This is a genomic window from Wolbachia endosymbiont (group E) of Neria commutata (assembly GCF_964026735.1).
In the GTDB taxonomy this organism is placed as follows: Bacteria; Pseudomonadota; Alphaproteobacteria; order Rickettsiales; family Anaplasmataceae; genus Wolbachia.
Window position 1 is genome coordinate 327583 of record NZ_OZ034692.1, and the last position, 12281, is coordinate 339863.

General features: G+C 34.5%; 9 protein-coding genes and 4 pseudogenes. 4 read left to right on the forward strand and 9 right to left on the reverse strand.

From position 1 onward, the window contains the following. Window position 1 precedes the first annotated feature (1 nt). The 3 genes and pseudogenes from AAGD89_RS01660 to AAGD89_RS01670 all read right to left on the reverse strand — a co-directional run bounded on the left by AAGD89_RS01660 (window position 2) and on the right by AAGD89_RS01670 (window position 2898). A pseudogene (locus AAGD89_RS01660) lies at window positions 2–1828 on the reverse strand (phage terminase large subunit family protein). Continuing rightward, entirely contained in the window at window positions 1828–2709 is an 882-nt protein-coding gene (locus AAGD89_RS01665) for an ankyrin repeat domain-containing protein (RefSeq protein WP_341808570.1), read from the reverse strand. Before AAGD89_RS01665 ends, AAGD89_RS01660 begins: the two are co-directional and overlap by 1 nt. 18 nt (window positions 2710–2727) lie before the next feature. Continuing rightward, window positions 2728–2898, reverse strand: a complete 171-nt coding sequence (locus AAGD89_RS01670; protein WP_341808571.1) for a hypothetical protein — start codon at window positions 2896–2898, stop codon at window positions 2728–2730. 38 nt (window positions 2899–2936) lie between these two features. Here AAGD89_RS01670 and AAGD89_RS01675 point away from each other — a divergent pair. Continuing rightward, window positions 2937–3770 (forward strand): annotated as a pseudogene (locus tag AAGD89_RS01675) (transposase). A 165-nt stretch (window positions 3771–3935) separates the two neighbouring features. On the opposite strand, the pseudogene AAGD89_RS01680 reads toward AAGD89_RS01675, so the two are convergent. Beyond that, a pseudogene (locus AAGD89_RS01680) lies at window positions 3936–5222 on the reverse strand (IS4 family transposase). A 219-nt stretch (window positions 5223–5441) separates the two neighbouring features. Here AAGD89_RS01680 and recO point away from each other — a divergent pair. Next, the gene (gene recO / locus AAGD89_RS01685; protein ID WP_341808572.1) at window positions 5442–6164 is read left to right on the forward strand and encodes a DNA repair protein RecO; all 723 of its coding nucleotides are present in this window, start codon (window positions 5442–5444) and stop codon (window positions 6162–6164) included. A 199-nt stretch (window positions 6165–6363) separates the two neighbouring features. Here the strand turns inward: recO and AAGD89_RS01690 are convergent. The 4 genes and pseudogenes from AAGD89_RS01690 to AAGD89_RS01705 all read right to left on the reverse strand — a co-directional run bounded on the left by AAGD89_RS01690 (window position 6364) and on the right by AAGD89_RS01705 (window position 9382). Next, window positions 6364–7197, reverse strand: a pseudogene (locus tag AAGD89_RS01690) (transposase). A 161-nt stretch (window positions 7198–7358) separates the two neighbouring features. Continuing rightward, window positions 7359–7697 carry a helix-turn-helix transcriptional regulator gene (locus tag AAGD89_RS01695; RefSeq protein WP_341808573.1) on the reverse strand — a complete coding sequence of 113 codons (339 nt, stop codon included), beginning with the start codon at window positions 7695–7697 and terminating at the stop codon, window positions 7359–7361. Window position 7698: 1 nt separating this feature from the next. Beyond that, the gene (locus AAGD89_RS01700) at window positions 7699–8685 is read right to left on the reverse strand and encodes a hypothetical protein (RefSeq protein ID WP_410541860.1); all 987 of its coding nucleotides are present in this window, start codon (window positions 8683–8685) and stop codon (window positions 7699–7701) included. Window positions 8686–8710: 25 nt separating this feature from the next. Continuing rightward, complete coding sequence (locus AAGD89_RS01705; protein WP_341808575.1) at window positions 8711–9382, reverse strand: RadC family protein; 672 nt, start codon at window positions 9380–9382, stop codon at window positions 8711–8713. Window positions 9383–9673: 291 nt separating this feature from the next. On the opposite strand from AAGD89_RS01705, the gene AAGD89_RS01710 reads away from it, so the two are divergent. Both AAGD89_RS01710 and AAGD89_RS01715 read left to right on the forward strand, forming a co-directional pair. Continuing rightward, window positions 9674–10228 (forward strand): XRE family transcriptional regulator, encoded by a 555-nt coding sequence (locus AAGD89_RS01710; RefSeq protein ID WP_341808576.1) that lies wholly within the window; start codon window positions 9674–9676, stop codon window positions 10226–10228. Window positions 10229–10525: 297 nt separating this feature from the next. After that, on the forward strand, window positions 10526–11491 hold the full coding sequence (locus AAGD89_RS01715; RefSeq protein ID WP_341808577.1) for a transposase: 966 nt from the start codon (window positions 10526–10528) through the stop codon (window positions 11489–11491). A 191-nt stretch (window positions 11492–11682) separates the two neighbouring features. Here the strand turns inward: AAGD89_RS01715 and AAGD89_RS01720 are convergent, their stop codons facing one another. Further along, window positions 11683–12228 (reverse strand): latrotoxin-related protein, encoded by a 546-nt coding sequence (locus tag AAGD89_RS01720; RefSeq protein ID WP_341808578.1) that lies wholly within the window; start codon window positions 12226–12228, stop codon window positions 11683–11685. Window positions 12229–12281: the final 53 nt, after the last annotated feature.

Consider the following 12281-nt stretch of genomic DNA (forward strand, 5'->3'; position numbering starts at 1 on the left):
TTTACTTTTCTATCCATTTACTTTTGACTACCTTTGACTTTTTATTTTCAGCCCTTTTACCTACTAAACCATTCCATTTATCCTCCGACCAACGATCAATTCCAAGGGCAATAGATGCAGCTCTAGCATATATTCGGCAATCAAGCGCTTCATTACGGTCTCTGATCTTCTGCCACTCTTGTTTGGTATATCCTTTTACTACTTTGGTAATTAATTGTTCTGCTGTGAGCTGCTTAAAATATTCAGGAACATATTCTGGAAAATGACAATATCCCGGTGGAGTCTTCTCTTCATCTTTTAACACATTAAGTAGCTGAAAAAGCTCTGACTTTAATATTGATACTCCAACTGGCCAGAGTTTCATTCCTCTACGTAGTTTTTTCCCACTCACTGTAATATCAACTCTACTTGGGCTACTGAGCGGTACTAAGGCTTTATTTACGCCCTTAACTGCCATTACTCTCCCAGAGCCTTGATGACTTCTCGCCCAATTATATACTTCCTGTCCTCTATACCCAGCATCCACTGCCATCATACTGATTGTGTATTCAAGACCGTTCTCCCCCAGAAAATGATGATTCAGTAATTCAGAAAGCTTATTCCAGATAACATCAGCCCCAGGGTCTCCTTCAAATACTTGATAATCAATTGACCAGCTCCTTCGACCTCTTCCCCAAGCAACAACTTCTACTTCTAATCTGTCTTTTTGTACATCAACTCCAGCAGTGAGGACCACTTCTCCTTCTGGTACTGTACCGATTGGGTAAGATTCTCTACGCTCAAAAAGCTTTTTCCAATCTGGTACTTCTCCTTTATCAACCCAGGTTTCTCCAAGCGTGGTATTTATCCAGACTTTGAGTAGTTGTTCGTTATCTTGACTATGGAGAAAATCTTGTACTGCTTGACTCCATCTATACCAGCCAACTGGGCTATATAAACTTGAAATATGAAACCCTGCTGTCTTTCCATCTTTTGTTGGATCAGTAGCTCTCCACTCTCCAGAACTAAGCATTTCTGTCTTTTGATGATTTTCTATTTTGCCTTTACATTCTATGCAAACATAATGTGCTGTTCTTGGATCTTTATCTTCCCACTTTACTTGTGGCCATTTTAAAACTTGATAATGATCACAGTGTGGACATGGCACAAAAAAGTAACGTTTGTCAGAGCTTTCAAATTCTTTTTCTATTCTGCTCATTCCATGGACTGTTGGCGTTGATACCAAAAAGATCTTTCGCCGAGTAAAAGTATTAGTGCGTGCAATACTGAGAAGAACTGGATCACCCTCACCACCAGAGTCTCCTGGATATGCATCAATCTCATCAAGAAAGAGATATTTTACTGGCATAGAGCGAAGGCCAACAGCGCTATTTGCTCCAGTGATTACTACCATACCACCTGGAAACTCTTTACTTTACACAGTATTACCAGAATCTCTTGACCTTGGATCTTTTACTTTGCTTTTTAAGCATGGCGTGCTATCAATAAGTGGAGCAAATCTTCCTTTGGACCAGCGTTTTCCCATCTCTACAGTTGGTTGAACTACTAGCATTGGACCTGGAGTTTGATCAATAACATAGCCAATCCAGTTATTTCCAGCCTCTGTTCCGCCAATTTGTGCTCCTTTCATGAATATTACTTTTTCAATTGCGGAAGACGGTGAAAGTGAATCCATGATTTCTTTTAGATATGGAGTTCGCTCAGTTCTCCATTTTCCTGGCTCTGATGATGCAGTTTGTGAAAGCACTTGATATTCATTTGCCCACTCTGAAACTTTAAGTAGTGGATCTGGCTTTAATCCTGAATAAAAGCTGGTACTGTATATCATTATGCTCCGCCCAAACACTTGCTGCGTAAGCTTTCTACTTCAACATCATCAATTTTTGTTACGCTACTTTCTGTTTCTTTATACTCTTCCAATTCCATAAACATCTTCTTTTGAAATTCATTTTCGATATAACGTCTAGCAAGATCACTGATGATTATTGCTACAATAAGTGCAAGCACTCCCGTTATTGTTACAAAAATGATAGCACTACTTATTGTTGTTGTTATTAAACCTATGTATATTGCTGCTGCCACTCCACTTACTGCAACAGAAACACCGATAATTTTGTTGCATTTTTTCACCTTTTTATTGGCCACTTTTCTACGCTCTATATATCTATTGCTTAAAGCATGAAATGTGGGAAAATCTATTCCAGATGTTCTATCCAATAGGGATATATTTCTTCCCACAAGCAAAATCTTTAGTAGCTCTAAATTATTTGATTTTATTCCATAATCAACTGCTGAAATAGGATTTGCTCCTTTTTTAAGCAATGATTTTACAACGTTTAAGTTTCCACGCTCTGCAGCAAGATAGATTGGTGATTGATTTTTTCCGTTTAAAATATCTACATTAATTCCTTCTTTTAAAATATCATCCAGTAGCTCAACATATCCTCTTTCTGCTGCCAGGTGTAATAAACTGTTTTTTTCAGATCCATATTTATTACTTATCAAGGCTTTTATTATTTCTGGTCTATTTCCTTCTTTTGCATAACAAAAAGGTGTTTTGCCGCTATCGTCTTTTACTAAAGGATCAATATCTTCTCGGGTTAGTAAAACTTCTATGGTTTTGAGCCTATCAGCGTAATGTAGGGGTGTTTTATTTTCATAATCTTGTAAGTTAATTTTAGAGTTTGGAGCATTTATTAAGCATTTCACAATATCCAAGCATAAGTCTCATTCATCGTAATTACTGGCATTTACTGCGTTGTGAAGAGGTGATAACTCCATCGAGCCTTGGCCTTTGCGTACTCTGTTAGCATCTGCTCCAAGTTTCAGAAGCAATTTTACTATTTCCAGTTTTTTATTAGACCCCCTGCGAAAAGGTAAAAAACAGATGAAAAACATTAAAAAGCATGTAAAATGAAAGTTTTAGAAGAGGGAAGATGGCAATAAGTTACGTAAAAATAGCAAGAACACCATATATTTTTAGACAATTGACAGGGCTCACAACATCTGAATTTGAAAAAATTGTGGCAAAAGTGCGTCCAGAGTGGGAAAAAATGGAGGCGAAAAAGAAATGTCACGGAAGAAAATCGCATGTTGAGGAGCTAGAAGACAGGATTTTATGTGTTCTAATTTATTACAGAACGTACATAACGCATCCATTTTTAGGGTTTTTGTTTAATTTGCACAACTCAAATATTTGCCGACTTTTTAAGAAAATGTAGCCATTATTGGCCAAAAAAATTACTATAAAAAAGGATAGAACGCTGACGCCAGAAAGGATTTTAAAAATTTTAGCAGACGTCACGGAGCAACCGATACAGCGGCCGAAAGACAGCAAAAAACGTAAGAAAAGTTATTCCGGAAAAAAGAAAGCAACCACAATAAAAACCGAAATTGTGATCGAGGGAAATGGGCAAATTCTGTCGATTTCGAAGTCGCATAGAGGTCGAATGCATGATTTTCGCATAAGGAAACAGGAAAAATTGTTGGCCAAAGATAGCATAAAATATGCCGATTCTGGGTATCAAGGTTGGCAAAAACTGCAGAAAAACGTTGTGATTCCGTACAAAAAACACCGTAAAAAGCCACTAACGGAGGAGCAAAAGGAGCATAATCGGAAGCTGGCATCGTTCAGGATGCGTGTGGAAAATAAGATTCGCGAGATAAAAATCTTCAAAATAATGTCAAATGTTTACCGCAATTTTCAGAAGAAATACAACATGAGATTTAATATTATAGCAGGAATTGTGAATTTGAGGCATAGTTTTTAATAATTTTTAGGCTGGGGATTTCTTACCAGATTTTATCAGCAACTTGCTTCACGTTGTTTCGCAGGGGGTCTAGTTAAGAAATAGCTTATTTAAAAGTCATTTTACAGAAGATTTGACAAAAGTTGCTCCAGGAATACTGTCTTTCAGAAATGAGTAGGGTAGTATTCAAAATACGTGTTTTCTAGCCCTTTTTTGGTAATTGAGTGAACGAACATCAGATATCTTATGAAGATCAACTTTCCTCCCCTTCCTTACAACTAAAGTGTTTGTTAAAAATAACTTAGATAATTGCTCCATAACGCAATCCATGTCCGATTCTGTAGAAAAAATATCGAAAGCTAAGTTTTTAATTGCATTAAATGAAACAGATTTATTAATGCTTTTTTCAAGCTTACTATCAGCTAGGTCTGCATTCAATGCCTCTTCTACATCTTCTGTCATAATACTTTCTAGGTTGCTAATAAAAATGGTTGACCAAAAATCCTGCTTAATAGTTTCAACACTTTTACCTGTAAAATTCTCTAAGCCTAACCTTCCTTTGAGTTTAGAAAAAAATGTTTCTATTCCCCAACGTAAGTAGTATAACTCTTCAAATTCCTCAACCTTAAATTGCTGCCCATCTAATAATGATGTAATTAGCACTTCAATTTCACCAGAGGAAAGTATGATTTTAACTAGCCTAAATTCCATTTCATCAGGTAATCCTAGCTTTCTTAGCTGCCTTGCCACTTTAATAGGTGCAGTAGCTACTGCTATTGTACTAGAGGGACTGCCCGGCTTAAACATATCGTTTACTTCACTAAAAGATGAACTTGGACAACGAATTACATAATTAATTTTCCTTTCCGTAAGCTCGGCAATAAATCGATAAGATACATACCCTCTATCACAGATTAGTAAGTCATCTGAACTGAGGCCTTCAAGCATATCGGTTGCTAAATCAACTTCATAACTGTCACCTCTACTTAACACCGATTTTATTGCAATATTATTTAGCACATCATAACAAGCTTCAAAGGTTGCACTTGTATAATCTTCAAACCTCTGAACTCCATTCCATACTGCTCTTAAGCCAAACTACTCTATTACCTCATCACTTTTTGGTAGAATTAATATAGAAGCATCAAATGCAAGTACCCTGAAACCATGGTGAGTTTTAAACTCCTGATCCTGGTAATATAGGGAAACTACATCATCATTAAGTTCTGAAAATGCAGTATACTTTAGCTTCTGTCTTACTTGGGTAAAAGCACTTGCAGTAACTGTATAATCTCTCATCGTGTACAGAATAAATTCATTGAGCATCACTTGTAATGATTTCACACTTTTTCTGAAAATCAAAATGAATACATCAATAAAAGGCAATTTTCTTTTTCGTAGAAAGTCTTTTGGTGATACTTTGTGATCATTTATAAAGTTTAAACTTATCAATTTATTTTTTATGAATTCGATTATTGTTTTTTTTACTCATATTATTTTTCCTTTAAGTTTAGGAATTTTACTTGATTTATTAATATAGTCCATCCTTTTCTCTTAACTTAATGGCAGTGCTATTGACATGACGCTCCCGAAAAACTTCTTATCATGAGTTGTTGGGCATTACCGTAATTTTTGCTGTATGAATTTTTCTGTCCTGTGATACCATGCAGTCGGTATGGTTAATTATCCAAAATGAGATGGAAAGATGAGGGCATTATTATAGCCACTAAAAAATATGGAGATAAGAATTTAATTCTCTCTTTGTTTACGAAAAATCATGGAAAACGTAGAGGGTTGATTAGATTAACAAATAGTAATAACCTTAAATTTCAAGTAAGTAATCTATTAGATGTTGAGTGGAGTGCTAAGCTACTTGAAAATCTGGGATTTTTTAAGTGTGAATTAATCGAATCTTCATTTCATCATTTTTTTCATGATAGATTAAAAAACATTGCTATTGTTGCTTTTTTCTCCATTTTAGAAAAGGTGCTGCCAGAAAGCGAACGATTCCCAGTGTTATATGATAACTTTCGATATTTTATCGATATAATGAAACATGAGAATCTATCTTGGCAAAGTCATTATCTCAATTTAGAACTTTTGCTTCTTACTCAGATGGGATTCAAATTAGACCTGTCCAAGTGTGCTGTAACAGGAATGACAAAAAATTTACAATTTATCTCCCCAAAAACTGGTAGATCAGTATCAAAAGAAGCCGGTAGTTATTATGCAGATAAATTGTTACCTTTTCCACAAATGCTATACAACGTATATAATAATAACCTGCAAAACAGTTATTCAGCTCAAGAATTTCAACTAGGGCTAAAAGTCACTGGTTATTTTCTAAATAAATATCTATTTTTGCAGTTAGAGATGAAACTCCCGGAGTCCAGGAGTCTCATGCTGTCATTTTAAGTAGCTCAAAAAGCAACGAGAATTAATTAAACTTCTACTTGTTTTCCTTAGATACATGCTGATTTACATTTTGTCCTTCTGTTTCAAGTATTGGGCTTTGAAAGCATATATGTAAAGATACCAACAGTAGCCCCCCTGCGAAACAACGTGAAGCAAGTTGCTGATAAAATCTGGTAAGAAATCCCCAGCCCAAAAATTATTAAAAACTATGCCTCAAATTCACAATTCCTGCTATAATATTAAATCTCATGTTGTATTTCTTCTGAAAATTGCGGTAAACATTTGACATTATTTTGAAGATTTTTATCTCGCGAATCTTATTTTCCACACGCATCCTGAACGATGCCAGCTTCCGATTATGCTCCTTTTGCTCCTCCGTTAGTGGCTTTTTACGGTGTTTTTTGTACGGAATCACAACGTTTTTCTGCAGTTTTTGCCAACCTTGATACCCAGAATCGGCATATTTTATGCTATCTTTGGCCAACAATTTTTCCTGTTTCCTTATGCGAAAATCATGCATTCGACCTCTATGCGACTTCGAAATCGACAGAATTTGCCCATTTCCCTCGATCACAATTTCGGTTTTTATTGTGGTTGCTTTCTTTTTTCCGGAATAACTTTTCTTACGTTTTTTGCTGTCTTTCGGCCGCTGTATCGGTTGCTCCGTGACGTCTGCTAAAATTTTTAAAATCCTTTCTGGCGTCAGCGTTCTATCCTTTTTTATAGTAATTTTTTTGGCCAATAATGGCTACATTTTCTTAAAAAGTCGGCAAATATTTGAGTTGTGCAAATTAAACAAAAACCCTAAAAATGGATGCGTTATGTACGTTCTGTAATAAATTAGAACACATAAAATCCTGTCTTCTAGCTCCTCAACATGCGATTTTCTTCCGTGACATTTCTTTTTCGCCTCCATTTTTTCCCACTCTGGACGCACTTTTGCCACAATTTTTTCAAATTCAGATGTTGTGGGCCCTGTCAATTGTCTAAAAATATATGGTGTTCTTGCTATTTTTACGTAACTTATTGCCATCTTCCCTCTCCTAAAACTTTCATTTTACATGCTTTTTAGTCGTTTTTACCTACTTTCTACCTTTTCGCAGGGGGTCTCTATTTGTATGTCAATGGTTGAAGCCATAGTAGAAATGCTAAAGAGTAAAAATATTAAAGCAATTTCGATTTTTATGCAAGTTACTACAAAAGCTGAGATAAAAACTTGGTTAATAAGTACACAAAATCACGTGACTTCTTACTTTTAATTTTGCTATATTCTTTCAATACATCTTCACTCTCTTCATCCCATGGATCTGTTGACTCTATATGTCTGTCAGTGAAGAAACTTAAAATATCAACTGATAAAGCTTCTGCCAGCTCACATAGCCTACCGACCAAAACCTGGTTTGAGCCATTTTCATATCTCTGTATTTGTGTATATGAAACACCTACTTTTTCTCCAAGCTGAGTTTGATTAAGTCCACGGAGTAACCTAAAGTGTTTTATTTTTCTTCCTAGCTGTATACTAAGATTTGACATACTAGTTTAATATTTGCTGTAACTGCTTTATCAATTTCTTTCTTTCACTAGCTAAGTTGGTCACTTTGATATATTTTTCTTCTATTTCTCTCATCTCATCTTCCCGTCTCTCTAAACTGTCTTTGTCTGCTTTTCCATTTGCGAGTTCTAATTTTAATCTTCTAACCTTATACTCTAGCTCTTCGAATTTTCTATATTTTCCTAGTAGATCTATCATATTATTGATTTTTTCACGTAACTCTTCTTCTTTGATACTATCTTCTATTAACGACAGTAACAACAGGTCTATCTGGTAGTTTATTTCACTTTGAGCAGTAAATAGCTTGATTAGGTCAATTGTAGTTTTTTCACCAACTCTTGCTTCATACAAAAAATGATAAAATATTAACTTTTTCTGAAGATAATTTTCCATGTCTTTTGTAAGATCCGGTTTTAACTCTTCACAAAACTTTTGCAATAATGTTTCTAGCTTTTTCAAGTATTTCAGGTCTATTACTCTGATCTCATCAGTTCCTACATCCCTTATTTTGTCTGTTTTAGTGCATTTCCCATAAATTGATATTTTTAATTCTATTGGACGTTCTAAACAAATACCCTCAGGAACAAGTATCATAAGTAGATGTCTTACTATTTCTACATCATTTGACTTTATTGCTTGATATAGTGCTTTCTCCCTATCTTCTCTCACATCATATAATTCTGAGGAGTCACATGTACTGAATAGATAATTTACATTACCTTCAGGAGTATTAGTGACTATATTCACGTTTCGAAATGGATGGTCTGCATTAGACAATTCGATTGACTCTTTGCCTATTATTTCCTCTATCGCAACTGCAGCCCTGCTTAACATTTTTATTTGGTTAATTTCTTTGGTACTTCTCATTGCTTCTTTAGCTCTAGCCAGTACCTGATAATAAAGATCTTGTCTTTCCTTATCATTTAACCCTTGGCGGTGCTGCTTTAGCTGCTCATCAGAATACAACAAACACTCCATTTCTCACTTCTTTATGCTATAGCAGATTATTTTCTTTAAAGCTGAAATAACCTGTTTCTGTTACAATTATATGATCCACAAATTCTATCCCTAATTTCGTGCATGTCAAAACTAAATCTAACGTACTTTCTTTATCTTCCTTTGTAGGTTTTAGATCTTGGCTGGGGTGATTATGTGCAACTATAATAGACGTTGCGTTAAAATTTAATCCTTTCCCAATTATCTCTCTTAAGTACATTGGTGTGCTGTCTACAGTGCCAAAATCTTGAATATACTCATGTATTAAATGATAACTTTGGTTTAAGTACATTACCCGTAAGCGCTCTTTTCTTGATTGTCCTATTACTAATTTCAAATAATCCCTTAGTATAACTTCATTATCAATAATGGGTAATTCTTTTAACTTACCTCTTAATATTCTGCCTAAGATTTCTTTGATGCAATAAATTATCGCAACCATTGAGTCTGTCATTTCCGAGTCTACGCTTATAAGTTGATGATAATCAGAGCTGATTACTCCTCCTATACCACTAAAAAGCTGTATTAACTTTTCTGCAATAGCTATACTTTTTTCCACGCGTTGTCCTGAACATATAGCTAATCCTAGTAGCTCATGATCCTCTACTCCATCTTTGCCTAATAATACTATTGTCTCTAATTTTTCTCTTTCATTTTTACTATTATTCATAAAATTCCTCATTTATTAATGACTAAACCTTTTTAATTATTTACTCTGCTTTTTTAGCAGTGGTCGCTATAGAGCCATCGATTTCCCAAAAGGTCAAGTCATTTTTGAATTTTTTTTGCAATTTTATTTATTAATAAAAATAGTAAGTATAATTAATCTTTTAGCAATTATATTAAGGATAAATACGTTAAAATACAACTTGATTCAATCAATAATAGAATAATTAAATTGACCTAGTGCAATAGGTTAGTATAAAATGGATATATAGGCTTTTTTGGTGAGGTTAACATCATGAATAACTGCATTACTACCGAAACACATTTTTCACAAACTATACAATTTGACGATATTAAAAAAGTGAAAATAGAATTGTTGCAAATAATTAATGCAATAATAGAAAGAAATTCTTGGTCTCAAGGAGAAGCAGCACGGGTTCTTGGTACTGACCAATCAAAAATTTCCTACATTAAACATTTGAAAACTCATGGCTTTGCTTTGGAGCGAATTTTCCTTTTTCTACTCAGGCTGAACTGTGATATGGAATTGGCAATAACTTTACTAGAAGGCAGAACCACTATAAACATACAATCCAATATTAAGGATGTGAAAATAGCAATAATGTGCTTCATTGTCAATATAATCACTCAATATCACTTATCACAAATAGAAGCAGCAAAGGCAATGAAGATTGATCAACCTAAGGTGTCTAATATAAATAGGCTGAAAACTGACAATTTTGCCATAGAGCATCTTTTGACCCTCACGGCTAGACTGGGCTGTACCGTAGAGATAATAATAAAAACAAAAGAAAGATTAAAAACTTCACCAGAAACATTTAATATATGATTACCAAAATACCGGTGAAATTAGCTGTTTTATCCTGCTCTTACTCCAGCTTTTACCTCTGAAGATGCAGCCCTAACTCTTATATGTTAAAAATAAGTTCATAAGTATTACAAAGTGGTAATATTAAGGACACACGGAGGAGAGGAACCGTTTTAACTCTTGGTCATAAGGACCGTCTGAAAGCAAGGTTCTCTTCTCTGGTTTATTATACTGAAAGTTCCGAACAACTGATTGAGCTTTGAGGCTCGTATATAAGGGTGGAAAATGCAGTATTACATATTATTCTATGGAGGAATTATGAATCCATCAAATATTATTGCTGGCATTGATGTTAGCAAAAATAAACTAGACATCCACATTCATCCACTTGGATATCATAAAGTATTTGAAAATAACGTTCAAGCTATTGATCAAATACTCGACTTTTTGCGTTTACATAACGTAACCAAAGTTGGACTTGAAGCAACTGGTGGGTACGAAAAATTATGTGCTTATACTTTACTAAGCCATGGTTTCAAAGTATATGTCATTCAACCAAGATGGGTGAGAGACTATGCAAAAAGCCTTGGTATTGCTACTAAGACTGATAAAATGGACTGTAGCATCATCTCACGTTATGTTAGTAATACAGATATGCGTGTTACTCCTTTAAAAGTTAGTAACAATAATATTGATTGCTTGAAGCAAAAGCTCTCTCGCAGAAATCAACTAGTAGAAATAGCAAAAATACAAAAAACCCAAGCTCATCAGGTAACTGATATATCCATAATCAAACAAATGGAAGAACTGCTAGTTGTTTTGCAAAATCAAATCCAAGCCCTAGAAGATGAGATGATGGCATTGGTTGATAAAAGTGAAGAGCTTAAAAGAAAATACATACCAATAACCAGTATACCAGGTGCACGTAAAATCACAGCTATTACTATGATTTGTTATATGCCAGAGCTAGGAAGTATCCGACATAAAGAAATATCTAGTCTTGCCGGAACAGCACCATTTAATCGAGACAGTGGTTCTAGTAAAGGAAAAAGGTGTATTCAGGGTGGTAGATCACAAGTTAGGAAAGTTTTACATATGTGCATTCTTAGCGCCAGGGAATGGAATTCTTATATAAAAATTTTCTTTGATAGATTGTATGATCAATATAAAAAGCCATATAAGGTTGCTTCTACTGCTGCAATGAGAAAATTTCTTATACTTGCTAACTCTTTAGTAAGAGATGGCAGGATTTTTATTGAGGAATATAACCCTAAGTCTGTTTAGATCTAAATATTAGCAGATTAGTGTGGTTGTGGATAAGTGCGCTTACACAGACTGAAAGCACTTATCCACATCCACACTTTTTAAAAGAATTTAAACCAGATACTACAACTTAAATTACGTAAAATGTGTTAAAAACATCTTTGGTTTTATAGCCCATCAAGTAAAAATTATTTTTAGTATTTTTCATTTTTCTATTGACTTTTAACACAACTGCTTTCAGCATAGCTTAATCGTTTAGATGTTGATGTATCATTTAAGAAAGTGTTAGGTTTATCTTCATTAACTTGAGGTACTGATTTTTCCACTAACCTGTTATTAGTTATTGCCTTAGGCGAGCTTTTTTGTTTTCCTACAAACAACTCAACTTCTTTTTCAGCTAAGACCTCTTTTAGACGACCATCTAAACAATTGAGAAATTTATCAGTTTGTTTAAACTCTGGACATGCTTCTTTTGCAGGTGAGTATAAAGTCTTTGATATTTCAGAAAACTTACCATTCATTATTTGTCCAACTATAGTTGATTGTACTTCTATAGGATTGAAATTCGAACTGTTATCTTGTATACCACAACTCCTTGCTGTACGCTTTAGTAATGTATCGAATCCTAGGGTAATACTTGACGCATAGCCTTGTGCTTCTAGTAAGGATATAGATTGACCTTCTATAGAGATGTGCTTTTGATCTGTAACTTTTCTAATCAATAAATCAAGTAACATTATTGTACCATCAACATTCACTTGCGCATCTACTTGTGATAGTGAGCTTTGGGTTGTATTGTTTTCAGGTAAAG

Bases quoted from the DNA above. Each gene is read 5' to 3' on its own strand.
- AAGD89_RS01670 (WP_341808571.1), bottom strand. From the start codon at position 2,898: ATGTTTTTCATCTGTTTTTTACCTTTTCGCAGGGGGTCTAATAAAAAA.
- recO (WP_341808572.1), top strand. From the start codon at position 5,442: ATGAGATGGAAAGATGAGGGCATTATTATAGCCACTAAAAAATATGGA.
- AAGD89_RS01695 (WP_341808573.1), bottom strand. From the start codon at position 7,697: ATGTCAAATCTTAGTATACAGCTAGGAAGAAAAATAAAACACTTTAGG.
- AAGD89_RS01705 (WP_341808575.1), bottom strand. From the start codon at position 9,382: ATGAATAATAGTAAAAATGAAAGAGAAAAATTAGAGACAATAGTATTA.
- AAGD89_RS01710 (WP_341808576.1), top strand. From the start codon at position 9,674: ATGAATAACTGCATTACTACCGAAACACATTTTTCACAAACTATACAA.
- AAGD89_RS01715 (WP_341808577.1), top strand. From the start codon at position 10,526: ATGAATCCATCAAATATTATTGCTGGCATTGATGTTAGCAAAAATAAA.